Source organism: Sinorhizobium sp. NG07B (genome assembly GCF_002532005.1).
In the GTDB taxonomy this organism is placed as follows: Bacteria; Pseudomonadota; Alphaproteobacteria; order Rhizobiales; family Rhizobiaceae; genus Sinorhizobium; species Sinorhizobium fredii_C.
Map to the genome: position 1 here is coordinate 436059 of NZ_NWTD01000003.1, position 24343 is coordinate 460401.

16 protein-coding genes are annotated in these 24343 nt (G+C 63.1%); 5 read left to right on the forward strand and 11 right to left on the reverse strand.

The annotated features are described in order from the left end of the window. The first annotated feature begins 1 nt into the window (after position 1). Entirely contained in the window at positions 2–1576 is a 1575-nt protein-coding gene (locus CO664_RS11945; RefSeq protein WP_050988222.1) for a hypothetical protein, read from the forward strand. Here CO664_RS11945 and CO664_RS11950 read toward each other — a convergent pair. Continuing rightward, positions 1497–2300 (reverse strand): 4'-phosphopantetheinyl transferase superfamily protein, encoded by an 804-nt coding sequence (locus tag CO664_RS11950; protein ID WP_097538870.1) that lies wholly within the window; start codon positions 2298–2300, stop codon positions 1497–1499. The genes CO664_RS11945 and CO664_RS11950 overlap by 80 nt on opposite strands. Then, on the reverse strand, positions 2290–3468 hold the full coding sequence (locus tag CO664_RS11955) for an aminotransferase class I/II-fold pyridoxal phosphate-dependent enzyme (RefSeq protein WP_097538871.1): 1179 nt from the start codon (positions 3466–3468) through the stop codon (positions 2290–2292). The genes CO664_RS11950 and CO664_RS11955 overlap by 11 nt, the downstream gene beginning before the upstream one ends. Before the next feature lie 265 nt (positions 3469–3733). Here CO664_RS11955 and CO664_RS11960 point away from each other — a divergent pair, with 265 nt between their 5' ends. After that, positions 3734–5440, forward strand: a complete 1707-nt coding sequence (locus CO664_RS11960; RefSeq protein WP_097538872.1) for a GMC family oxidoreductase — start codon at positions 3734–3736, stop codon at positions 5438–5440. Positions 5441–5477: 37 nt separating this feature from the next. Here the strand turns inward: CO664_RS11960 and CO664_RS11965 are convergent, their stop codons facing one another. The 7 genes from CO664_RS11965 to CO664_RS12000 form a co-directional block, all read right to left on the reverse strand. Further along, a complete protein-coding gene (locus CO664_RS11965; protein ID WP_037417245.1) occupies positions 5478–6299 on the reverse strand; it encodes a methyltransferase, TIGR04325 family in 822 nt (273 codons plus the stop codon). Between the two features lie 38 nt (positions 6300–6337). Further along, positions 6338–7858 (reverse strand): oligosaccharide flippase family protein, encoded by a 1521-nt coding sequence (locus tag CO664_RS11970; RefSeq protein WP_037417336.1) that lies wholly within the window; start codon positions 7856–7858, stop codon positions 6338–6340. 435 nt (positions 7859–8293) lie between these two features. Continuing rightward, on the reverse strand, positions 8294–8971 hold the full coding sequence (locus CO664_RS11980) for a sugar transferase (protein ID WP_037417248.1): 678 nt from the start codon (positions 8969–8971) through the stop codon (positions 8294–8296). Positions 8972–9152: 181 nt separating this feature from the next. After that, complete coding sequence (locus tag CO664_RS11985) at positions 9153–10457, reverse strand: glycosyltransferase family 4 protein (RefSeq protein ID WP_234820236.1); 1305 nt, start codon at positions 10455–10457, stop codon at positions 9153–9155. A 5-nt stretch (positions 10458–10462) separates the two neighbouring features. Next, complete coding sequence (locus CO664_RS11990) at positions 10463–11425, reverse strand: glycosyltransferase family 2 protein (protein WP_097538873.1); 963 nt, start codon at positions 11423–11425, stop codon at positions 10463–10465. Continuing rightward, positions 11404–13683, reverse strand: a complete 2280-nt coding sequence (locus CO664_RS11995; protein ID WP_097538874.1) for an exopolysaccharide transport family protein — start codon at positions 13681–13683, stop codon at positions 11404–11406. Before CO664_RS11995 ends, CO664_RS11990 begins: the two co-directional genes overlap by 22 nt. Before the next feature lie 41 nt (positions 13684–13724). Next, positions 13725–15047, reverse strand: coding sequence for a polysaccharide biosynthesis/export family protein (locus CO664_RS12000; protein ID WP_097538875.1), 1323 nt, complete (start codon positions 15045–15047; stop codon positions 13725–13727). A 329-nt stretch (positions 15048–15376) separates the two neighbouring features. Here CO664_RS12000 and CO664_RS12005 point away from each other — a divergent pair, with 329 nt between their 5' ends. From CO664_RS12005 to CO664_RS12015, 3 genes are all read left to right on the forward strand, one after another. Continuing rightward, complete coding sequence (locus CO664_RS12005; protein ID WP_083853960.1) at positions 15377–16555, forward strand: glycosyltransferase; 1179 nt, start codon at positions 15377–15379, stop codon at positions 16553–16555. 413 nt (positions 16556–16968) lie between these two features. Then, complete coding sequence (locus CO664_RS12010) at positions 16969–18513, forward strand: phosphomannomutase/phosphoglucomutase (RefSeq protein WP_097538876.1); 1545 nt, start codon at positions 16969–16971, stop codon at positions 18511–18513. A 58-nt stretch (positions 18514–18571) separates the two neighbouring features. Continuing rightward, entirely contained in the window at positions 18572–20881 is a 2310-nt protein-coding gene (locus CO664_RS12015; RefSeq protein ID WP_097538877.1) for an AGE family epimerase/isomerase, read from the forward strand. Between the two features lie 140 nt (positions 20882–21021). On the opposite strand, the gene CO664_RS12020 is transcribed toward CO664_RS12015, so the two are convergent. After that, positions 21022–22365 (reverse strand): sigma-54 dependent transcriptional regulator, encoded by a 1344-nt coding sequence (locus CO664_RS12020; protein ID WP_037417253.1) that lies wholly within the window; start codon positions 22363–22365, stop codon positions 21022–21024. Then, positions 22362–24182: a sensor histidine kinase gene (locus tag CO664_RS12025; RefSeq protein ID WP_097538878.1), complete on the reverse strand. Its 1821-nt coding sequence runs from the start codon at positions 24180–24182 to the stop codon at positions 22362–22364. The genes CO664_RS12020 and CO664_RS12025 overlap by 4 nt, the downstream gene beginning before the upstream one ends. Positions 24183–24343 lie beyond the last annotated feature (161 nt).

A 24343-nucleotide genomic window follows, 5' to 3' on the forward strand; every position in this document is an offset into this window, starting at 1 on the left:
CATGCGCGATCTGAGCCGCCCGCTGCGCATTGGAATCCTCGCGGATGCCGTAGACTTCGAGAACTGGCAACTTATGGTCTTCGACCGCATCATAGCGGACCGCCGCTATGCCCTGACCGCGATCTTGATCGACAGGCCCCGGGGATTCCGGACCGCTCCCTCGGCACTCCTGAAGTTGGCCTATGGCTTCGAGGAGAAGACGCTGGGAAGGCAGGCGCCGTACAGCCCCTGCAATTTCGAGGCGCGCAAGCAGCGCATCGTGCCACTTGCACAGTCGACGCCGGGTGCCGTACAGGCGCAAATCGCCGAACTCGGGCTTGACCTCGTCATCCGCATGTCTCCGAACGGAATGCCCGACGATGCCGTCGGGCACTTGCGCTACGGCGAATGGGCGTTTTCGTTTTCGGACCAGAAGGCGAGGGGCTGCGAATGGTTCAGCTATCGTGAGGTTGCCCGCAATGCGCCTTGCGTTGATCTCTCCCTCTATGTCCGGTCTGGCTCCAGCGTGGGCGACATCGCCGCCTCGTCCTTCAACATCAAGTTCAGTGCGCTCCGGAACATCAATTTCGTCAAGGAGCGCGCGGCCACCCTGCTGATGCGCGAACTGTCGCGCCTGGCGGATTCGGCCGAGCTGCCGTCGACGTCGCACTCACCACCCGATGCGGCGCCGCCGACGACCGGGGAACTCGCCAAATACGTGGCCGGCCTCACCAAACAACTTGCCGGGCGTGCGTTCAAGGCGCTCAAGAAGAAGACGGGATCCGGATCGGCGGTCTGGACGCTTTACACCGGAAGCGGCGGGATCGACAACTTTGAGCCGTGCGGCTCGGTCGAAATTCCCCCCACCCGCGACAACATCAGGGCCGATCCTTTCCTGCTCGAACACGAGGGCGCCTGCTACCTGTTCTACGAAGCCTATGCCGATGGCGACCGCAAGGCGCATATCGCCGTGGGACGGCTCGACGGCGACCGTTTGCAGCCTATCGGCATTGCTCTCGATTGCCACTATCACCTTTCATATCCCTTCGTCTTTCGCGATGGCGAAGATATCTTCATGATGCCGGAAACGCATCAGTCGAAGCGGATCGAGATCTGGCGCTGCGTGGAGTTTCCGTTGAAATGGGAGCTTCATTCGACCGCGCTCAACGGCATGTCGGCCGCCGACAGCGTGCTGACCCGCCACGCCGATCGCTGGTGGCTCTTCACCAACTTGTCGGAATACCACGCCTTCGAAGATCACTGCAGCGAGTTGCACATATTCGAAGTCGACGGGCCGGCCCTATCGCGCATCACTCCGCACCGGCGCAATCCGGTGGTGATCGGCAGCACCTTCGCCCGGAACGCCGGGCGGATCTTCGCGCGCGACGATCGTGTGTTCCGCCCCTCGCAGCGCAATGCGCACGGCATCTATGGCTACGGGCTGAATATCATGGAAATCGAGCAACTGGATCTCGACACCTACAGGGAGAAATGCGTGCGCACGATCGAGCCCGACTTCAAGCCTGGATTGGTCGGCTGCCACCATTTCGATGCTGCTGGAGATCGCTATGTCCTGGATGCGCGATTGATGTCTTGATCCGGAAGACGTCCTCCCTGCGATAGCGCAGGCGCACGGCATTGCCGATCGTCAGGGCCGCCACGGCGCCGTGAAAGTTCTCCGGCGCCATCAGTTCCAGCAGGCTCCAGTTCGATGGTGCGTCCACGTCGCCGTCCAGCCGCTTGAGTCGTGGCGGCTCGGTAGCGCTGATCGTCACGTCGAAAGTGTCGAGCGGCAGGGAGAGGCCCGCGCCGTGCGCCTTCACGAAAGCCTCCTTGCGTGTCCAGCAGCGATAAAAGGCCGCGAGATAATCTTGCTCCGGCAAGGCGGCCAGTTCGGCGCATTCGCGAGGCGAGAAGAAATGGGTGGCGACATCTTCCTTCAGCGGTTTGATTTCTTCGATGTCGAGGCCGACGGGATAGTGATCCGACACCGCGAGCATGGCGACATCGGCACTGTGGCTTAGATTGAAGTGCAACTCCGGGATCATCGCCGCGGCGATGCGCGGCTTGCCGAAGACATTGTAGGCGAGCCCGATGCGTGCTGGCGGAATATGAAGGTAGCGGCTGAGCACCAGACGCAGCCCCGCACGGCCGACGATGAAGCGATGCCGGTCCCGGGCGTGGATGAACCGTGACGCGCGGGCACGATCGGCGGCGCTGAGCAGCGGAAGATGTGCCTCGGCTTGCGCCGCCTCGGCCGCGATGCTCCACTGCCATATGTCGATGGTGTTCGGGCCGATGCGCTCGAGACTACGTCGCATAGGCCAATCCCCCCTTCGATGCCTCGCGCTGGCGCCGCATGCGTCTGGCGAGATAGGTCATCAGCGCCAAGGGGTAGTTTTCGCCAAGACTCACTCGGCAGGTCCGCTTGAGAATGTCGAGCGACCTCGAGCAGCTGTCGGGCGCATATTCGATCCTCCGCGCAGCCCATGAATAGGGGTTCATTCTGGGATTGGCGGTGCGTTGCTCGATGATCGGCAGCCAGTTGGTATAGACGTGCCGGCTGGAATCGAAGAGACGGTAGACGCCCCGCTTGTTCTCTGCGGCAAAGCTTTCTGCTTCCTTGGCAGTGTCGAAGAGGAGGTGCAGCCCGGCCGCGCTTTCCTGGTCATTGTGCGGGCCCAGCGTGAACCCCGCGCTGTCGAGAATCTCCGCCATCGCATCGTAACGCACCCGCATCCGCCGGATCATCGGATCGAGCTTCTTCAGTTGGACGTTGAGCATGGCGCCCTGTATCTGACTGGCCTTGAGATTTACACCGACCATCGATGGTTCGTTGTAATTGTCGAGATGGCCGCGGAACAGCGCTCCGATATCGTGATACATGCGTGCGCGAGCGAAGAGACGGTCGTCATTTGTAACGATCGCGCCTCCCTCGCCGATGTTGATGTTCTTGAACTGATTGAAACTGTAGGCGCCTGCATGACCGATCGTTCCCACACGCACGCCCCTGTATGTGAGCCCCACCGCCTGGCAGGCATCCTCAACTACGATGAGATCGTGCTTTCGCGCGATCGCCAGGATCGCGCTCATGTTGCAAACCATGTTCGCCATATGCACAGGAACTATCGCCCTGGTCTGCGGGGTGAGCTTGCGAAGAATGTCCGCCGGATCCATCGTCAGGGTTTCGTCGATATCGACAATGACCGGAACCGCGCCCACGGCGATCGCCGCTGCGGCTGTCGCAATCCAGGTATAGGCCGGAACGAGCACCTCGTCGCCGGGGCCCACGCCGCAGGCCGCGAGCGCGGCGATGAGCGCGCCCGTTCCACTGCTGACAGTTAGCGTGTGCTTGACGCCGAATTTCTCCGAAAAGTTAGCTTCGAACCGCGTCAGCGGACCCGTGCCGTCGCCGCTGAATCGCGCCAGCTTTCCCGACGCGAAGACAGGCGCAAGTGCCAGCCATTCCCTCAATCCTACGCGAGTCATCGCTTGTTCTCCGATCCGCGCCGGTCCCGTCGTCGCCGACCACCGGCGTTCCAGGCAAGAGGGACCGCTGCCGCATACCGGCGCAGTGTAAGGTTAGTCGCGTGCTCGCCGCGTTTCAAAATGGACATACGGTCATGGCCTGCTCAAAGTGTGCAGGCCCCGCCTATCCGAAATCAGTAGTGCACCTAAACTCCTATCCATATTGGCGGATTTCGGCCCGAGAGTGCTTCTGGTACCACCGGAATCCAACGCGCAGGAGAGGCGCATGTCGATCCACGATCTCCGCACCTTCCCGTCGGGAACCAACTTTCGGGCGGACATCGCTCTCATCGGCGGCGGCCCGGTGGGCATCACGATTGCTCGCGAGTTGTCCAAGAGCCGCTGTCGTGTCCTGCTGATCGAAAGCGGCGGCCCCGATTTCTGCCAGGAGCATCAAGTTCTGAACGCTGTCGAAAATGTGGGGGAGCCGATCGCCCGCGCCGGCGCCGAACCACTTGGCCGCGGCTATAACGGCGGGCTCGCCTGGTTGAATGATGTGGCTCCCTTCGAGTTGCGCAATCGCACGCTCGGGGGCAGTTCGCATACCTGGATCGGCAAGTGCGCGAGTTTCGACGAGATCGACTTCGAGCGCCGGCCGTGGCTGCCGGTGTCCGGCTGGCCGATGACGCGCGAGAACCTGTCGCCCGCGTTGGCCAAGGCCGCCGACCTGCTCAACCTTGGTCCGAATGTCTATGACGAGAGCCTGTATCGCCTGCTGCGGACGCCGCCGCGCGGCTTCGATTTCGACGCCGATCTCCTTCGGCCCTTTTTCTGGCAGTTCAGCCATGAACGCGACCGACGCGGTGAGCCGATGCGATTTGGCCGAATGGCGCGGGATCTCGATGCGCCGAATGTCGACGTGCTGTCGCGCGCCACGGTGACGGCCATCAATCTCGACCGAGACGCCCGACGGGTGATCTCGCTCGATATACGCGCTGTCGAGGGCGTCCACGCGACCGTGCAGGCGGCGACCGTGGTGCTTTGCGCAGGCGGCATCGAGAACGCCCGCTTGCTGCTCGCCTCCAACGCGGTGATGAAATCGGGCGTCGGCAATTCCAGAGACGTGGTCGGTCGCTATCTCGCCGACCATCCTCGCGCAGCGATCGCGCGCTTCGTCGGTCCTGATATCGACAAGCTGGCCGGGCACTTCAATTTCTACGGCCTGTCACATCAGGGGCGGCCGCATTTCTATCTCCACGGCATGCGTCTCAGTCCTCATGTGCAGCGGCGCGACGGGCTGGTGAACTGTGCGGCCTATCCGGTGCAGGTCCATGCCGCCGGCGATCCCTGGGCAGCGGTGAAACGGTTGATGCAGGGCGGCAGCACGCGGCTTTTCGGCGATCTCGCGACGGCTCTCCGATCGCCCGGCCTGCTGGCCCAGGGCGCTTTCCGCCGCCTCGTCCAAAAGCGCGGAATGCTGCACCGTTCCGACGAGCTTCGCTTCGACGTGATGGCCGAGCAGAGGCTCGATGCGGACAGCCGCGTAACTCTCTCGGAGCAGCGGGATCTGTTCGGGACGCCGTTGCCGCGCGTGAACTGGAAAATCGGCGAGGCGGAGGTCGAGAGCATAAAGCGGCTGGCGCACGCCCTGTCCTCGCAGTTCGTCCGCAACGGCCTGCCGGCGCTCCGTTTGGCCGCCTGGATTGCCGAGAACGACGACGGCAAGGCGGTTTTCACCGACATGGCGCATCCCTCCTGCACGACGCGCATGGGCACCGATCCATCAGTCAGCGTCGTCGACCCCGATGCCATGGTCCATGGCGTCGACGGCCTGTTCATCGCCGGCAGTTCGGTCTTTCCGACGCCGGGCCACGCCAACCCGACCTTGATGGCCCTTGCACTGGCGATCCGGCTTGCCGATCACCTGAAGGCCCGCAACGAACGCCGCTCCGTCGTGGAATTGCGGCGGCAGGTCGCCGCAACCGGGAGGTGACGCCCGGCGGCGCAAACGGCACGCCGGGGTAATGCTGTTATCCGAGCCGGTAGTAGAAGCCGGCGCTCTCGCTTGCGCCCAGTTCCGGATGCGTCTCGATCACGTGGGCGAGCGAGGGGATTGTCCAGCGATCGACGAGCGTGTAGCCGAGGTGTTCGATGTCCTGGCGCAGCGCGCCTTCATCGCGCATCTGGTAGGGAACGGTCGCGCGTCCAATGCGCTCAAGCGTGACCACTGCTCCTCCCTTTCGTAGCGCCACCTTGTTCAAAATCAGATGTCGTGGGGGGACAGGGAGTTCGTTGAGGAGCCGAGACAACGGGACGTCGAGGTATTGCAGTAGACCGGAGCCTAGGAAGAGCTCAACCGGCCCGGCATCCGCGATGCACTCCACGAAGTGCAACGCGGGGAGATTTTCTCGCTCGGCCCTGCGCCGGCCCGCCTGGACGATCGACGGCAGATCGTAGACGACCCATCGGAACGTGTCGTCGAATTGCATGAGATTGCGGAACGCCCGGTACTTCGTGCCCATGTGGCCGCCGGCATCGACGAGCCCGTTAACCTCGCCGGCGATCTGGTGCATCCAGAACAGCACCGGATAGTCCCAGGGTGCCACCTTGCACATCTGCTCGAACGCGACTTCGGCGATTTCCTCGTGATCGTAGCCGGCGAGACCGTTCGACCGCGCGGTGGCAAGCGCCTCCTCGAACGTGGCATAAGCGCCGGTGAATCGCTGCGGGAAGGGAGAAAGATAACGCAGTCGTCCGCCGGCAGCGCGCAGCGGCGTGAGCGACTGGTTGAGGCTGCGAACCGCGCGGCGCAACAGTGGATAGGCCGTGTTCCTGATATCGTTGCCCAGCATCTGTGGTTCCCCCGTGGCAGGCGTCACTGGATCAGTCGTCAATGCCGCCCGAAAGCGAAAATAGGCTTCAGCGCGCCGCCCCACCGCTGCAGGAGGGCCAGCGTTGCTACATAGATGCAGGCGCCGGAGACGACCTGGAGAGCGACCGTCGAGATCTGCCTCAGTGCCGACACCTCGGCAATCCTGCCAAGGAGCAGCACGGTTGCCGCCATCGCCACGACAGCGATGGCCACCAGGCCGCAATTGCCGAGCACACGGCTCCAGACGAGGCCGCCCTGTTGGGTTTGAAGGCGCATCGAGATGTTGAATGAGATGACGGCCGCAAGGCACTGTCCGAGCGCGGTGGCGATCGCGCCGAACGGGGTCAGCAGCACGATGAGACCGACGGAGATCGCCCCGTTCAGCATTATGGCCCGTGGCATCTTGTGAATGGTGCCGCTCAGCGAAAGCAGCGGCTCGGTCACGTATCCGGGAATGAGCAGGGTCTGCTTGGCTGCCAGAATGGCGACGAGAATGGCGGCGGGCGCCCACTTCTCGCCGAGCAGGACGTCGATCAGTCCACCCGACACCAGCGCGAGGCCGAGATAGACCGGAGCGGAGACTGCCATGAGCACGGTCATGAACGTGGTTGCCGTGGAACCGATCGCGGCTCGGTCGCGCTCACCCTTGGCCTGGCCGCCGGCGCGGCCGAAGACGATCCAGGCCAGCATGCGCGCCGGCTCGCCCATCAATTCGGAAAACGCGGCGACGATCCGCTCGGCGGCGCGATAGTAACCGGCCTCCGCAAGACCCAAAACGCTGCCGACCACCAGCGTGCCCGCATAGGAGCGGAAGAACACGACGAGGCGGTTGGCGACGATATGACGGGAAAACTCGAGCACTTCGAGCGCGAAGTCGCGGCAAAGGCGCAGGGAGGGAAGCCAGCGCACGAGCACCATCGATGCACCAAGGAAGGTTATCTGCTGCGCCAGCCGACCGCAGATGAGGGCCGCGATGCCTTGGCCTATCCACAGCCCGCCGATCGCAACGACAAGTCCGACGGCTTCGCCGGCGATGCGGATCAGGGACTGGCCACGCAATTGCCCGCGCGAGATGAGGATGCCGTCGTAGACCGTGGAGAGCGACGCCGGCAAGTACCAGGCGCTGAACAGGAGGATCAGGACGGCCGACCAGCCGTCTGCGAACCACGAGACGGCCGCCAGCGCTGCAAGCAGGCCGAGCAGTGTCGCGATCGCGCCCGACAGGATCGACATGGTCGCGAGCTGGTCTAGATCGACCTTGTCCGCTCCCGCCTTCATGACAAATTCTCCCCACCCGCCCTCGGCCATGACGAGGACGAAAATGGCGAAGGATGAACTGAAAGCGAAGAATCCGAACTCGGCAGCCTCCAGGACATGCGCGGCGACGATGAAAATAGCGAGTTGAACCGCCTGGGAGACCACTTTGGCGGAGAGGGCCATGAAGCCATCCCCGACCAGGGCTGGAAGGCTGACCAGTCGCCGCAGACCGGCGGACAGGTTTCCGAGGTGTACGGCGGCGATGGAAAGATGGCGCCGCATCATCGCTCGCGGATCGTCCGGTCGTCCGGCCTGCCGACTGGCATCGCCCGCTCGCGGTTGGGAGCCGCGGGACGTGTGCCACGACGGACTGGAAAACACCACTCTGTTGCCGAAATATCACCACATGACGGGTGTCCTATGACATAGAGGCGTGGGTCGATTTGCCGTCGGTCGCAGGATGACGAGTAGGGCAACCGGGACTTGCGCCTGTGAATGGATGGGCAGGCGGAGGCGATCGTCTCTCCGCGGACATTTTGCCCCCCGGCAGGAACGAAGGGCTCGCCGCAGATGTCGAGGCAGGCACCATTTGGCGGAATGGACATCATGACCAGCCGAACTTCATGGAACGCGCAATTGGTCATTCGCTGGCTGGCAATCGCGTTTTGCCTCATCTTTTGGGCTGCGCTCGTCATCTTCATCTGGTGAATCGCCCCATTACGCATAGTTCGTTGCAAACAGGACGATGCCGACCGTTTTCACGATGATCACCAGGTCGAGATAGGCCGACCGGGATTGGCAATACTTGATGTCGTACTGGACGCGTTCCTCGTAAGTGGTGTCGGCCCGCCGGTTTACCTGCCACATTCCCGTCATTCCGGGCTTCAACGATGTGTAGTAGTGCAGGTTGCTGCCGTATTTCTCGGTCTCGTCCGGAGGTATGGGGCGGGGTCCGACGAGGCTCATGTCGCCGCGCAGCACGTTGTAGAATTGCGGCAGCTCGTCGAGGCAGGTCATTCGAAGAATCTTCCCAAGCCAGTGGACCCGGGGGTCGCTGCTGAGCTTCCGTTTCTCGGCCCACTCCCGTCGACGCTCGGGATCCGTCGCGAGCAGTTCCGTCAGCCGTTCCGAGGCATCGCGCCGCATCGATCGAAACTTGAGGCAATCGAACAGCCGGCCCTGGGCGCCGACGCGTGCGTGACGGAAGATCAGCGGCCGGCCGTCCACGGCGAGCAGCGCGACGGCGATGACTGCCAGCAGCGGCGCGAAGAACAGGAGCGCGGCAGCGGAAACCGTCACGTCGAAAATGCGTTTACCGCGGTCGCCGCGCGGCGCCGCAACCGTCGCCGGAATGGAGCGTTCCCCTCTTGCCGCGCCATCGGAAATAGACAGCATATCTCTCGCTCCTCGAAGTCGTCCGATGTCCTTCAGGCTGCCAGCGGCCACCTTGATTGACAATCCGATCATGATGGCCAACACCTAGTCCAATGGACGTACACGGCAGGAAAAATCAGGATGACGCTCGGCCGGTCGACGGACGGCGTGCTAGCCGTCACGATGTCAATGGTGGCGAGCATCACCAGATCTGATCGCGCAGGGTCCCCCAGCCTGCCGCGCGAGGGGCCGGCAGTGTGGCCGGTGCCCGTGGATCTGATCGGCCGCGCAGCAGAATGCTTTCGTAGAGATCGATGAGTGCGTCGGCCCAACTTTCGGGCGTGTGTGACAATTGCCCGGCCACAGCCACGCCGGTCATGCTCATCCGGTGAACGAGATCGTCGTCGGATGCGATGCGGCGCATGGCTGCGGCAAGGTCGTCCACATTCGCGGGGGTGAAGGACAAGCCACAGCCGGACGCCGCGATTTCCTGAGAAAGCAGAGCCGCATTGGTGATGATGACGGGCAATCCACTGCCGGCGGCCTCAAGCGCAGCCAGGCCAAAGGGTTCGGGCACCCGCGAGGGGACGACGACGGCCCGTGCCCCGCACACGATATCATGCATCGCCTCCTTGGATTTCCAGCCGTGAACCCTCGCTTGCGGAAATTCCCGCTCGAGGAAGGCGCGGCCTGCGCCGTCGCCAATGAAATGCAGCGGCACACCGGCGAGGTGCGCCGCGCGCGCCGCGTCCTTGTACCCCTTCTCTTCCTCCAGCCGTCCGATGAAGACGAAATTCTCGCGCGTCCAGGGCGCCAGGCCCGGTCCGGCGAGCGGAGAGACGGGGTTGCGGATCGTCGAGATGCGCCCGTCGCCGATTCCGGCGCGCAGCATGTATTCGCGCATTCTCTCATGGACGATGACGATGTGCGCAGGTGCGCTGCGAGTGGGAAAGAGATGTTCGCGCAAGAGGTGACGCGCCATCCGCCAGAGCTTCTCATGCAGGCCGCGCTTGTCGCACTGCGTCGCCAAACATCGGCGCGACATCGGTTCAAGCTCGCAGACGCGTTGCGTCCTGTAGTTCACGAAGCCTCCGTTGGGGCAGGCGAGGAAATAGTCGTGGGCATGCAGGACAACCCGCTCGCGCACCTTGGCGAGTGCGCGGAAAATGGCTGGCGACAGGATCTTCGACCAGCCGTGCACGTGATAGATCGTCGTCGGCGTATCGCGGGTCGAGATCAGTCCGCTCAACGCCTCGTGGGCCCGCGGATTGTAGAGGCCCAGGCGCAGAGCGTCGCTTCGCGTCCGGTCGAGCAACGGAGCCTGTCCCAGGTTTATCATGTCGTCCGCGGGCGGCTCCCCCGGCGCGGTGTCGCCGGCAAAAAACGTGACCGAAAGTCCGCGCCGCCGCAGCAGTTCGGCCGAAAGGATCGCGAGATTGGTCGCTCCGCCGACCCTGGTGGAGCGGTCATTGATGATGACGATGCGGGCGGGCGCGATGCCGGTCATGGACCCTACTCCAGTCCTTCAACATTTCGCGGCCCGAGGCGACCCAAGAAAAGGTCGAGACAGGCGCGTGCATTGCCCCGCAGCCGGCCCTTGCGATCGACCCAGGGCTCCGGCTTCCAGACCTTGACGATATTGGCGATCAGGTTACGTGCCACCTGGACCGCCGCGATTGGCAAACTCATCGTCTTCTTGCGCACGAGGTAAATGGGGTTGGCGATCTGCGAATAACCGAACTTGACGCCGGGGGTCCGCGATATTTTGGTGCCGAGGTGAACACCGAGCAGGCGGTTGGAGCGCACGATGCTGCCGTGGGCCGCAACCAGCCGACTGAAGTCGACGTCTTCGAGCCAGCCGTATAGCGGCAGGTTCTCGTCAAATCGCAGCTGCCCGCGCCTGACGGCCGCCATCCGGATGGCCATGTTGCAGCCATAGGCGTTGTAGACCGGCTCCAGCCTTTCCGCCGGGCGCGGCTTGCCTTTGGTCGCGTCGATAGTCTCGAGCCCGACCTCGATCGAAATGCCTGGTCCGATGATGCCGTCGGCGACCACGGTTCCCGTGGACATCGCGATGCCGGGGTTCTCCTCGAAGAGGCGCTCGAGTTCCCCGAGGTAGTCCGGCGCCATCAGGAAATCGTCGTCGAGAAAGAGCACGACGTCCGCTGTCACGGCCGTCAGGATCGCGTTACGCTGACGGCAGAGACCCCGCTGTGACAGGATGACCTTGCCGGGACAGTCGAGCATGTCGATGCTGTGCTGGTCGATGTCGGCCGTCGAGCACAGGCAGACGATCACCTCATCTGGCCTGCGCGTCTGACGGGCAATCAGCGGCAGAACCGCCGAAAGAACCTCCCGTCGCCCGGCGCTGGCGATGCCGATGGCGATCCTGGTCGTGGAGTCGCCTGTCGAAGGCGACGCCTTGGTGCTTTCGGGCCGAACGGCGGACGGAATCACGTGCTGCTCGGGCGCCATGGCTTCCGATCCTTCATCTTGGCACGACGCGGACCTTCACTGCGGTTCGAGATGACGCCGAGCAGCGCCACGCGCGACTTGCCAAAGGTCGAAAGTGCTTCGGCAAGACGCTCGACCGTCATCTTGTCGGATTGCCCGAGCACGACGACGATACCGTCGAGATAGGTGCAAATCACCCGCGTGTCGGCAGAATCCTCGAAGCCGGACATGTCGACGATGATCACCTTGTAGCGCTGCCGCAAGAGTTCGAGCTCAGCCTTCAACGCCGGCAGGTGGCCGTAGCGCTGATGCGCGACCGCAGCCTTGCGGGTCTGGTCGACCGTCAGCACCGGCACGCAGCATACCGCCTTGCCGTCGAAGTCCTCGGGGTTCGGTGTCTCGCCGCTCGATCTCCGTTTCGAATATTGTCCCGATATGCCGATGAGCCGCAGGCTCTCCATGCCGAAGTTCGCGCCGTCCTCGCTCGTGACGCGGCTGAGACGGGAGCCGATGAAATCCGCGTCGACCAGTAGAACGGACGTGCCTTCGTTCATGTAGAGCTGCGCAAGATTGGCAGCGATGGTCGTCTTGCCTTCCCCGGGGCCGACAGACGTTACGCCGACCACGGCTGTGGCATTGGCCGGGAAGGCGGAATCAATGGAATTCTTGACACCGCGCAATGCCTCGGAGAAGCGCGAATAAGGCATGTCAAGCACCGAGCGCAGCGGCAGCATCGTGGACGCAATGGCCGGCTGCTGCGGCCGCGGTCCGCCTCGGTAGACCGGAACGTGTCCGAGCGATGCGATGCCGAGTTCGGCGCGGAGGCGCTCGCTCGAACTGACGCGGCGGTCGAGACCATCGCGCATCAGGGCCATCACCAGTCCCGCTCCCAAACCGAGGGCCAGCGAAAGCGGCAGGACCGTCGAGGGTTTCGGCCAGGTCTTGCCGAGGGGGGCGGTAGCCGCCATCACGATGCGAGCCTTGCCGAGCGGGAAGGATTGCGTCTGTAGCGCACCGATGAGTTGTTGCAGGACACCCTCGTACATGTTGCGGTAGGTCGTGGCTCGGCTTTCCATTTCGGAGAGTTCCACGCGGGCAACGTTCTTGCCTGCGCCGGCCGCAGTAAGTTTGGCAAGCTCCGTCTCCAGGAGCTTTTCGCGGGTCTGGGCGATGTCGACATGCGACCGCAAGAGCCGCTCGATCCGCTGGAACTCGGCGCGCATGGCCGCTTCGAGCCGTTCGATCTCGGCCTTGGCGGCGACGATGGCCGGATTGCCTTCGTGGTAGCGGGCCTTGAGATTCTCGAGCTTGCTGGTTGCGGCGCGCATCTCGTCGCGCAGCTTCTGGAGTTGCGGGTTGTCGGCGCCTTCGTCGATATCCGCCATTATCGAACCGCTCGCGATCACCTCCTGGAAGGTCATCAGCTTGGCGGATTCGGCCGCGGTCGCTGCCCGCGCTGCTAGCATTTGGCTGCTGAGCTCTGAGAGCTGCTGCTGCTCGAGCGTCGAAGTCGTGCCGATCGTCGTGATGTCGTTCATGGCACGAAAATCTTCGACGGTCATTGCCGCGGCACGCGCCTGTTCGCCAATTTCCATCAGCCGGCTTTCGAGCCAGCGGGCGCCGCTGCGGGCCGCTTCTGCCCGCTCGTTCAAGCCTGTCTTAATATAAGCCATCGCGATGGCGTTGGTGGTTTTTGCCGCCTTCTGAGGGTCAAGCGAAGTGTACCCTATTTCGAGCACGTAGGACTGGCCAACCCGGCGCACCGTCATGCGCGACAGGAACGTCGCCATGGTGCGTCGCATGAGATACTCCTCGTCCGGCACGTTGTCGGCTTCATCTTTGGCGCCGAGCGTGAAGACGGATTTCACCGTTTCCTTGATGGAGGAGATCCAGGAGGAGGTGCTGACGATTTCCGGGTCTTTCGTGAGGTTCAGTTGCTCGATGACGGCGCGCGCGATCGCCTCGGACTTGACAATCTCCACCTGGCTGGCGATTTCGGCCGCCTCGATGATGATCGTGCCGGTTGATGCGTCCTGTGAGGCGATGCGTCCTTGCTCCGGATCGATGACAAGCCGCGCCGTGGCTGTGTACGAGGGCGAGGTGTTTAGGATGTAGAACACGCCGAGTGCAAGCCCGATCGCCCCGAATGACCCGATGAGTGCCGTATGCCGGCGTAGGAAATCGGTCACGTCACGAAAGGATATATTCTCCTGCCGATCGGCGCGGCGCGCCTCGAAGTTCTCGTCCAGTACGATTTTCGAGATGTCATGCACGACCATTGTGCTTCCCTATCGAAGGTGCGGCGCTCATGCGCTTGTGGTTATTGTGACTGTTCGATTCCGACGGATGACAGGAGTTGCATGTCGACCGCCTCCGGCAGCGGCGAGCGCACGTCCAGAACGTCGCCGGGCACGAGCAGTGTTGAGTCCGTAACCCTGAATGGTGCGTCCTGGCCGGCGCGCGTGATCCAGTATTCCAGGGGTTGCTGATCGAACGTCTTGAGGCTGGCGATGCGCGAGAGCGAGGCGCCGTTCACCTGAAGGAGTTGCAGATAGGTATTACGTTTGACCTTCAGATCCTCGATCGAAGCTTCCGTCGTCTGCAGGTCGCGTCCCGCCTCGGTGCGGCGCTGTCCCTGGAGCGTGACCACATCACGTTCGGTTTCGCTGAGCTTCTGCCTGGCACGCATGGCGGCGATCTGCAGGTCGAGGTTGTCGCTTTGGAGTTCGGCAAGTATCCGTTCAAGCGAGGTCTGCCTCGACTTCGTCACTGTCTGGTCGCTAAGCAGCTTCGACACGCCCTTCAGTTCATCCTGGGCGATCACGACCTGCCGTTCCTTGAAAACCCTTTTTTCCTCAAGGACATCGATCTCGTTCTTCAGCAGGGTGGCGAGTTCGTTGAGAGACTCGATCTGTCGACGCAACGCCTCACGCCGGGCATCGAAGAGCGTGGTTTCGTCCCGGATCATCTGTTGGATCGCGGCGCCCTTGGCGCCTGTCAGCACCGGGGGGAACTCCACCTTGGGGCTCTCGCCGAATTCGGCCCGCAGCCGCGCGCGGCGGGCCGCCAATTGAAGCAACTCCAGTTCCACACGATTGAGCTCGCCCGTGTAGCGGATCTGCTCCATGTCGGAGTATCCGCCGGCCGGGTTTGTCCGCCGCTCTCTCCCGCCTGCCATGGTCACGGCCTGCATGACCATCAGGCCCGGCCTGTATTCGAGTTCGCTCGGGCGATCCACCAGGCCGGTGACATAGATCATCGGATATCGGATGACCTCTACAGTCGTCTGCGGTGCCGTCATTAGCCCGGTACGCTGCTTCAGCAGATCGGCAATCGCTGAAGACAGCTCGGCCGGTGTGCGGCCCTTGGCGGTGATCTCCCCGACCATGGGCACGGAGATCGTGCCGGACGGCGACACGCTGTATTCTCCGTTGAGGGCGGTCCATTCCTTGTATTCGCCGGTAGACGCCATCCACTCGACGATCGCCACCTTAACTCTCGTTTGCGGCTGCAGGCGAAAGGCGGAATCGGCATGGGCCGACGCAAGGGCGCCGAAGGCCACCAGACCGATTGCGGAGCAAAACGTCGATGCGCGTCCGAGGGTACGCATCAGCTTCGGCAGGCTCTGACCGGCAGTTCGCATGGGACCTCGCAAATTTCTCAGAAGGTCGCGATCCGCCGAGCGGCCGAACGCAAAACCCGCCCTGATTGTCGGCTCAAAACGTTCGAGATAAAATTGACTGCGGCCTAAACGCGGCTAATCCCTTTTGGGGAAGCTGCCTAAACCAGGGAAACTATCGTATAGGCGACACCTGCCCAATGCCCTAGCGCTGCGCCGGACCCCAGCCCGACCTAACCCTTTCGATCAGGGACATCGTTCGCTCGGATGCGGGCACGAACCGTTCTTGGCGCTATCAACGACATGCCCGTCTGACGCATGCTGAGCTGGGGTATTGAAAGCGAGGGACAGCTATGCGCGTCGCAATCGTACATTATTGGCTGGTTTCGATGCGCGGTGGCGAGAAGGTGATCGAGGCGTTGTGTGATCTCTATCCGGAAGCGGATATCTTCACCTTAGTCTACGACGAGGCACAGGTTTCCGATACGATCAAGAAGCACAAGGTGACTTCATCCTTTCTGCAGCGAGTCCCCGGGGCCATCGGCCACTATCAATCCTTGCTGCCACTGATGCCGTTTGCGCTCGAAAGCCTCGACCTCAGCGGCTACGACCTGATCATCTCAAGCGAATCCGGTCCGGCCAAGGGTATCATCCCGCCGCCGCATGCCGCCCATATCTGCTATTGCCATTCTCCGATGCGCTATCTTTGGGATCATTATCACGCCTACCGCTCGAGTGCGGGTATCCTGTCGCGCATGATGATGCCGGTGCTGGCGCCGATGTTGCGCACATGGGACGTCAACACCAGCCTTCGCGTTGACCGGTTCATCGCCAATTCACACCATGTGGCGGCCCGCATCGGCAAGTATTACCGCCGACCTGCCACCGTGGTGTATCCGCCTGTCGGCATCGAGGACTTCTCGCCTTCGGCCGAGGTCGAGGATTTCTATCTCTGCGCCGGGCAGATCGTCTCCTACAAGCGGATCGACCTCGCCGTCGAGGCGTTCACCAAAATGGGCAAGAACCTGGTGGTGATCGGCGGCGGCAAGGAGCAGGACATTGCCAGGCTGAAGCGCATGGCCGGTCCGACCGTTACCTTTCTGGGGCGTGCGCCGTTCGCCGTGCTCAAGGAGAAGCTCGCGAAATGCCGTGCCTTTGTCTTTCCCGGTGAGGAAGACTTCGGCATCGTTCCAGTCGAGGCGATGGCGAGCGGCCGTCCCGTCGTCGCCTACGGCGGCGGCGGCGCGGTCGAAACGGTCGTGCCAGGACTGACAGGCATTCTGTTCGAGAACCAGACAGTCGAAGGGTTGATCAAGGCCATCTATTCCTTTGAGGCCAGGGAGGATTCCTTCCGGGCAGATGTCATCAGGACGCATGCAGCGCAATTCAGTGTGAGGCGGTTCAGGTCCGGCATCCAATCTGTCGTCGATGAGGAACTGCGGCATCGCCGCTCGCTACCCTTCGCCGATGGCAAGTATGCGCTCGCCGGGTTCTCGACGCATGATGCCGAAGCCCTGACGCCCTTTCATTGACTGCCAGCCGGGGAACAGTGTGCTCTTGCGCTGCCAAAAGCGCGGCGGGCGAACATGCTGGCCTGTAATGCTATCGCGTTAATACTAAATCGCTACATAGATTACTAGAATGTGATACTTCATTCGCGGTCCAGCATCTGTTATTGTTAATTTCGAGTAGCTTAGGCCTGTATAAATGTTTAGCAAAAGTCTACTTCTGCATCGGAGAGAGTAGACCTTCCTCTTAGCATCTATTGGACAGATAGACCAAAGTAATTCATTGGATTTTATGTCAGTAATACGCGTAGAAGTTGCCGATCCCGACATTTCGGCCGGGGATCTTCCGTTCAGGCGAACAGTATCCTCGTGCCGCAGGTTAGCCGTGGTTGCCGCGGCGACGCTCTTCCCGTTTTCAACAGCCAGCGGCATGCGAGATGATGCAGATGGATCTTGCTTCCTTCAAACCAGGCTCCCCGCGTGAGGCCGAATCCGACCGGTTTGCTCTCGAGACGAGCGCGCTGATCAGGCCGACAGGCTTTCGGGAGTACGACGCGCGGTGGTGGTTCGGGCGCCCGGACGACGGGAAGGCTCCGGAGCTGAACCTGATGGGGGTGCAGGCTCTGGGCATGGGGCTCGGCACCTTCATCCGACGCTCGGGCGCCGGCCCCGACATTGTGACGGGGCATGACTTCCGCTCCTATTCGCTTGCCATCAAGCTGGCCTTGGTCAGTGGGCTGATGGCCGCCGGCGCACGGGTCAGGGACATCGGCCTGGCGCTGTCGCCGATGGCCTATTTCGCGCAATTCGCGCTCGACGTGCCGTCGGTGGCGATGGTGACCGCCTCGCACAACGAGAACGGTTGGACCGGCGTCAAAATGGGCACGGCCCGGCCGCTGACTTTCGGTCCGGACGAGATGGCCGAGTTGAAAAGGATAGTGCTGGAGGCCGACTTCGACCTCGCCGGCGGCGGCTCCTATGAATTCGTCCCGGACTTCCGCCAGCGCTACATCGACGATCTGACCCGTGGAAAGCGGATCGCCCGGAAGCTGAAAGTGGTGGTGGCTTGCGGAAATGGCACCGCCGGCGCCTTCGCGCCGCAGGTGCTGGAGCGGATCGGCTGTGAGGTAATCCCGCTCGACTGCGAGCTCGACCATTCCTTCCCGCGCTATAATCCCAATCCCGAGGACCTGGCGATGCTCCATGCCATCCGGGAAAAGGTGCTTGAAAGCGGCGCCGATGTGGGGCTGGGCTTCGACGGCGACGGCGACCGCTGCGGGGTGATCGACAATGAGGGCCGCGAGATCTTCGCCGACAAGGTCGGGGTGATGCTGGCCCGGGATTTGTCCGCCTTGCATTCCCAATCGGTGTTCGTGGTCGATGTGAAGTCTACCGGGCTGTTCGCGGCCGATCCGGTGTTGAAGGCGAACGGTGCTCGCGCCGACTATTGGAAGACCGGCCATTCCTACATCAAGCGCAGGGTCGCCGAACTCGGCGCCATCGCGGGTTTCGAAAAATCAGGTCACTTCTTCTTCAACCCGCCTCTCGGGCGCGGCTATGACGACGGGCTGATCACCGCGATCGTTGTCTGCGAAATGCTCGACCGCAATCCCGACAGCAGCATGGCCGAGCTCTATCGCGCTCTTCCCGTGACGTGGGGATCGCCGACGATGTCGCCGCATTGCGGCGACGAGGTGAAATACGCAGTCGTCGAGCGCGTGCTGGAGCGCTTCAGGACCATGCAGCGCGACGGTCTGCCGATTGCCGGTCAGAGGATCGCCGACCTGGTCACCGTGAACGGCGTTCGTGTGGTGATCGAGGACGGCACTTGGGGTCTGGTGAGGGCCTCCTCCAACAAGCCGGAGCTTGTCGTCGTGGTGGAAAGCCCGGTGTCGGAAGCACAGCAGCGGGCCATGTTTGCGGCGGTCGACCGTGTTCTCAGGGAGCATGCGGAGGTCGGCCCCTATAACCAGACGTTCTGAGCGGCAAGACGTGTGCGGCATTCCGCCCGGCTGGCGGGCAAGGGAAGGGGACGAGAGAATGGCGGAACGGATCTCCTGCTTCGTGATGAGCGGCGGCGTCGGCTCGCGGCTTTGGCCACTATCGCGCGAGGACAATCCCAAGCAATTCCATGACCTTTCCGGCCATGGCTCGATGCTGCTCGGCACCATCCGGCGGCTCAAAGCTCGCCCAGCGGGCGATACGCCGATCCATCTGATCGCCTCCGAACGCCATGCCGAGCGAGTGCGCGCCGACATGGCCGGCATCGATCTTGCGGGCGGTCGCGCCGTCTTCGAGCCCGTCGCCCGCAACACGGCGGCCGCGGTGGCGGTGGCCGCGCTCGAGACGATCGCTGCCCACGGTGACGGGCTGGTGCTGGTCGTGCCTTCGGACCACGAAATTTCAACTGAGGAGCAATTCTGGAAAACGGTGGAAAGAGGAATGCCGGCTGCCGATGCGGGCAGGCTTGTCATCTTCGGGATCCAGCCAAGCCAGCCGGAGACCGGCTACGGCTACATCGAGGCGACTGGGGAGGGCGATGTCCGCGATGTCGCGCGCTTCGTCGAAAAGCCCGACCTGGAAACGGCAAAGGCCTATGTCGCGGCCGGCACCTTTTTCTGGAACGCAGGCATCTTCCTGTTTCGCGCGAGCGCCATGCGCGCGGCATTCCGCATGCTTCAGCCGGAGATTTGGGAGAAGGCGGAGCGCGCCCATGCTGCGGCAGTGAGCGAGGTGTCGGGCGCGTATCTGCCGCAGGGGCTTTATTCGGCAATTCCTTCGGTGTCGATCGACTACGCGATCATGGAGCATGCCGGCGACATCGCCATGGTGCCGGCAAGCTTCCGCTGGAGCGACCTCGGCTCCTGGCAGTCGCTGCTTGACGTCAGCGCGACCGATGCGACCGGCAATGTTGCGATCGGCGACGTCGTCGCCATCGACTGCGAGCACTCCTACCTGCGCAGCCAGGGCCGCCTGCTCTCGGTTATCGGGCTGAAGGATATCGCGATCGTGGCGACGGCCGACGCGACCTTCGTAGCGCCGGTGGCTAAGAGCCAGGAGGTCAAACGCATCGTCGAACAGCTGGAGAAGAGCGGGCGGCTGGAGACCAAGTTCACGCCGGCGCACGACCGCGTGTTGCTGCCAGGGGCCTGGCGGCAGCGGGTCGCCCATTGGCTGTTCGAAGAGACCCTGCCGCTGTGGTCGACGGCGGGCGTCGACGAGCGGAATGGCGGATTTCACGAAGCGCTGAGCTTCGATGGCGCGCCGCTGATCAAGCCGAAGCGCATGCGCACCATGGCCCGTCAGGTCTACGCCTTTTCCGTGGCAAAGCTGCGCGGTTGGGACGGCGATGCCGACCGGCTGATCGCGCACGGCATCGCATTCATGGAGAAAGGCCGCACGAAGCGGGGCGGCTGGGCAAGGGTGCTCCAGGAAGACGGCGCCATCGCCGATGGCTGCGAAGACACCTATGATCATGCCTGCGTGCTCCTGGCGCTTGCTCATGCCCATCAGGCCGGACACCCGGAAGCGCTGCGCCTTGGCCAGGAGACCTTCGCCTTCCTTGACGCCCATCTGGAGGACGAACGGCTGACTGGATTCCTGGAAACCTCCGACGGCACCGAGCTGCGCCGCACGAACCCGCACATGCACCTGCTCGAAGCCCTTCTCGCCTGGCACGCGGCGACCGGCGAGCGCAGCTACCTTCGGCGCGCTGCCCGCATCATCGATCTGTTCCGCAGTCACTTCTTCGATGTCGAAAGCTGGACGCTCGGAGAATATTTCGACGATTCCTGGCGGCCGGCCGCCGGCGAGCAGGGCCAGTGGACCGAGCCCGGCCATCACTTCGAATGGGCATCTCTTCTGGTCGATTTCGTCTCCAAGAGCAGGCAGACGGATTTGATCCCCTTTGCCCGGAAACTCTATGCATCCGCAATCGCCAACGGCCTCAACCGCTCGACCGGGCTGGCCTATGGCGCCGTCTCGCGATCCGGCCTGCCGCTCGACGTCATCTCGCGCAGTTGGCCGCAGGCCGAGGCTATAAAGGCCGCGATCGCGCTTGAAGGAACCGGCGGACCGGACCTCAAGCCGGAGATCGAGGCGCGCGTCGGCCACCTGTTCCGCTGGCATATCGACCCCGCCCCCCTCGGAATGTGGATCGACCGCATCGACGAGAAGGGAAGGGTCGTCGCTAACGAAGTTCCGGCCTCGATCTTCTACCACCTCGTCACCGCTCTCATGCAGTATCTCGACAAGACGGAAGGGACGGCAGTCATCTACCAATTGCCTGCCTCCCCGCAAAGCAGCGCCGCCGTGGATCCCTCTACCGCGCTTGGCAAGGCAACAGCGTGAGACGAGATGGAGCGGAGCACGCGCCTACTGCATGTCTCCTTGGATCGATCTCGATTTGAGGACAAAAGACATGCAGCAATTCAAAGTGCTACAGCGACCTGCGCGTCTGATATGACGCGCGGCGCTGTAAGGCTTCGCGTCTACGGCTCGTCCGTCAGGGCCCGCTTGTCGAGGCCGAGCTTCTGCATTTTCTCGTAGAGCGTCTTGCGCGAGATGCCGAGCGATTCATAGACCGGCTTCAGCGCGCCGCCGTGTGCTGCGAGGGCGCTGGCGATGACGCTCTTTTCGAAGGCGGCGACCCGGTCGGCAAGGCGAGACCCGTTGGCGGGCGAGGCTGCTTCGTCGCGGTCCGTTTCGAGGCCCAGCACCAGCCGTTCGGCGGCATTACGCAGTTCGCGGACATTTCCCGGCCAGTCCCGCGCTGCCATTTCTGAGGCGAGCGAGGGCGAGATCTCGATGTCGTCGCGGCCGTAGCGGGCGGCCGATTCCCGGACGAGCTGCATGAAAAGCAGCGGAATATCGGAGCGGCGTTCCGCAAGCGGCGGGACGCGCAAGGTCGCGACGTTCAGCCGATAGAGCAGGTCGGCGCGGAAGCGCCCGGCGGCGACCTCCGGCTCGAGCTCCAGCTTGCTGGTGGCAATGAAGCGCACGTCGAGCGGCACTGTCTCGTTGGAGCCCAGCCGGGTTATCACCCTTTCCTGCAGTACGCGCAGGAATTTCGCCTGCAGATCGAACGGCATGGAGCCGATTTCGTCGAGCAGGATCGTGCCGCCGCGCCCGTGCTCGAACTTGCCGTAACGCGGCCTGAGCGCCCCGGGGAATGCCCCCGGCTCGTGGCCGAAGAGCTCGCTTTCGATCAGGTTTTGCGGCAGGGCGGCGCAATTGATGGCGATGAAGGGGCTGTTGGCCCGGCTGCTCAGATCATGCAGCGCCCGGGCCACCACCTCCTTGCCGACGCCGGTCTCGCCGATGATCAACGTATCGGCGTCCGACGCGCCGATGGCGCGCACCCGGTAGCGCAGGTCGACCATGCCCTGGCTTCGCCCGGGCAGGCGCTGTTCGATATCGTCGCGCTTGCCAGCGACGGCCCGCAAGCGCCGGTTCTCGAGCACCAGGCCGCGCCAATCAAGCGCCCGGCGGATCGTGCCTGCAAGTGTCTGCGCCGTGAATGGCTTCTCGACGAAGTCATAGGCTCCCTCCCGCATCGCCCGGACCGCCAGTTGCACGTCGCCATGGCCGGTGACCAGGATCACCGGCACTTCCGGATCGATCTCGCGGATGCGCTGCAGGAATGTCATGCCGTCCATTCCCGGCATGCGGATATCGCTGATGACGACGCCCGGAAAACTGAAGCTGATGAACTCGAGCGCTCGCTCGGCGCCGGCAAAGGTATCGACCCGGAAGCCCGCGAGTTCCAGCGCCTGCGCGCTCGAACGGCGCAACTCCTCTTCGTCGTCGACGAGCAGCACGCGGCTTTCGCTCATTCTGCCGCCTCCCTCTCGGCTTCGGGAACGACGGCAAGCACGATACGGAACACGGCTCCTCCCTCGCCATGGTTCGACACAGTCAGGCTGCCGCCGAAATCCTTGACGATATTGTAGGAAATGGAGAGGCCAAGGCCGAGACCCTTGCCGACACCCTTGGTCGTATAGAAAGGATCGAAGATGCGCTCGGCGATGGCGGGGGCGACGCCAGGCCCGCGATCGCGGATGGTCAGCACCGCCATGTCGCCTTCGCGCCAGGCGCGCAGCGATATCGTGCGGTCATCAAGCCCTTCGACCGCATCGGCCGCATTGGAGATCACGTTGACGAGCACCTGCTGCAGCCGCACCGATCCGGCGCGGACGACCAGCGCTTCGGGGCCGAGGTCGATGTCGATTGCAGCCTGCGCCGTCTTCAGGCGTGTCGCGACGATCTCCATCGTGTCGTGTATCACGTCTTCGAGCGGAACGGGGCCGAGCTTCTCATTCGGCTTACGGGCGAAATTGCGCAGATGCCGGCTGATTGCCGCCATGCGGTCGATGAGCCCGGAGATGCGCCTGACATTGTCGCTCGCTTCCGTCGTCCTCCCCCTCTCGATCAGCAGCGCCGCGCTGTCGGCATAGGTCTTGGCGGCGGCAAGCGGCTGGTTGAACTCGTGCGAAAGGGCGGCCGACATCTGGCCGAGCCCGGCGAGCTTGCCCGCCTGGACGAGGTCCGCCTGCGTCTGGCGCAATTGCTGCTCGGTAAGCCGCCGTTCGGCGATCTCGGCCTCGATCTGCTCGTTGACGCGAGCGAGATCGGCGGTGCGTTCCTCGACCCGGCGCTCGAGTTCCTCCTGCGCCTGCGCCTGCATCAGCATGCGCTCGCGCAGCCGCGCCCGCCGTTGGATGAGGATCGCGACCGCCAACCCGGCAAGACAGAGCAACAGGATGGCGGCTGCGACCGTGGTCAGCGCCTGGGTCCTGACCGAAGCCGTGTCGGTCAGTACGTTCACCGTCCAGTCCGCTTCCGGCATGTAGTGCGAGAGGACAAGATACTCCCGGGCGCTGTCTGCTCCCGAGACTTTAATCAATGCATGACCGTCGACCTCGCTACGAGCGACCGGCAGGGGGTGAAGGATAGCATTGGCATAGCGCCTGGAAGCTTCCGTCCGGGAAAGCCGATCCGGCGTCAGGGGAAGGATACTCGCGTAAAGCCATTCCGGATCCCCGCTCATGAAGATGATGCCTTCTGGATCGGAAACGAAAATTCTGTACTCGCCGCCCTGCCAGGAGGCCTCGATGGTCTCGATATCGACCTTGAAGACGATAACGCCGCGGATCTCCTCGCCGATACGTATCGGCGAGCCGAAGTAATAGCCGCGCTTCAGCGATGTCGTCCCGAGCGCATAGAAGCGGGACTGCTCCCCCCTGAGCGCATCCTGGAAATAGGGGCGGTAGCTGAAATTCTGGCCGACGAAGCTTGCCGGTCCGTCGTAATTGCTGGCGGCTATCGTGTCGCCGTCGGGGGTGATGACGTAGATGTCGGACGATTTCAGGAGCGCATTGATCTCTTTCAGATAACCGTTGACGGAATCGCGCAGCCGGCGATCCCGCGGGCGCGTCACCAGTTCCTTGATGTCATCGTGATCGGCGATCAAGGCGGGCAGAGCCTGATAGCGGTTGAGATGGCCGCTGAGGGCGGCAACCGCCAGTCTCAGCGCCGTATTCGCCTGTGCCGAGGCTTCCTGCATGTAGCTCCGGGTCGCAACGACATTGCCTTGTACGGCAAGCGTCACGACGGCGACCGGCAGGAGCAGAAGCAGGAAGCGATGTTTCACGGCATGCCCGGGCTCCTCCTCCCGCGGATTTCAGACAGTGTTCCGGATCGTAGGAGCGTGCTCGACCGGTGGCAAGCGATCGCTGGATACCGTGCGGTATAGACGAACTTCGATGTACGTCAACACAACGTTGACAATGCGTTTGTTGCCACTGGTCTTTC

Bases quoted from the DNA above. Each gene is read 5' to 3' on its own strand.
- CO664_RS11965 (WP_037417245.1), bottom strand. From the start codon at position 6,299: ATGCTGGGCAACGATATCAGGAACACGGCCTATCCACTGTTGCGCCGC.
- CO664_RS11950 (WP_097538870.1), bottom strand. From the start codon at position 2,300: ATGCGACGTAGTCTCGAGCGCATCGGCCCGAACACCATCGACATATGG.
- CO664_RS11990 (WP_097538873.1), bottom strand. From the start codon at position 11,425: ATGGCGCCCGAGCAGCACGTGATTCCGTCCGCCGTTCGGCCCGAAAGC.
- CO664_RS11960 (WP_097538872.1), top strand. From the start codon at position 3,734: ATGTCGATCCACGATCTCCGCACCTTCCCGTCGGGAACCAACTTTCGG.
- CO664_RS12010 (WP_097538876.1), top strand. From the start codon at position 16,969: ATGATGCAGATGGATCTTGCTTCCTTCAAACCAGGCTCCCCGCGTGAG.
- CO664_RS12005 (WP_083853960.1), top strand. From the start codon at position 15,377: ATGCGCGTCGCAATCGTACATTATTGGCTGGTTTCGATGCGCGGTGGC.
- CO664_RS12000 (WP_097538875.1), bottom strand. From the start codon at position 15,047: ATGCGAACTGCCGGTCAGAGCCTGCCGAAGCTGATGCGTACCCTCGGA.
- CO664_RS11985 (WP_234820236.1), bottom strand. From the start codon at position 10,457: ATGACCGGCATCGCGCCCGCCCGCATCGTCATCATCAATGACCGCTCC.
- CO664_RS11955 (WP_097538871.1), bottom strand. From the start codon at position 3,468: ATGACTCGCGTAGGATTGAGGGAATGGCTGGCACTTGCGCCTGTCTTC.
- CO664_RS11970 (WP_037417336.1), bottom strand. From the start codon at position 7,858: ATGCGGCGCCATCTTTCCATCGCCGCCGTACACCTCGGAAACCTGTCC.
- CO664_RS11945 (WP_050988222.1), top strand. From the start codon at position 2: ATGCGCGATCTGAGCCGCCCGCTGCGCATTGGAATCCTCGCGGATGCC.
- CO664_RS12020 (WP_037417253.1), bottom strand. From the start codon at position 22,365: ATGAGCGAAAGCCGCGTGCTGCTCGTCGACGACGAAGAGGAGTTGCGC.
- CO664_RS11995 (WP_097538874.1), bottom strand. From the start codon at position 13,683: ATGGTCGTGCATGACATCTCGAAAATCGTACTGGACGAGAACTTCGAG.
- CO664_RS11980 (WP_037417248.1), bottom strand. From the start codon at position 8,971: ATGCTGTCTATTTCCGATGGCGCGGCAAGAGGGGAACGCTCCATTCCG.
- CO664_RS12015 (WP_097538877.1), top strand. From the start codon at position 18,572: ATGGCGGAACGGATCTCCTGCTTCGTGATGAGCGGCGGCGTCGGCTCG.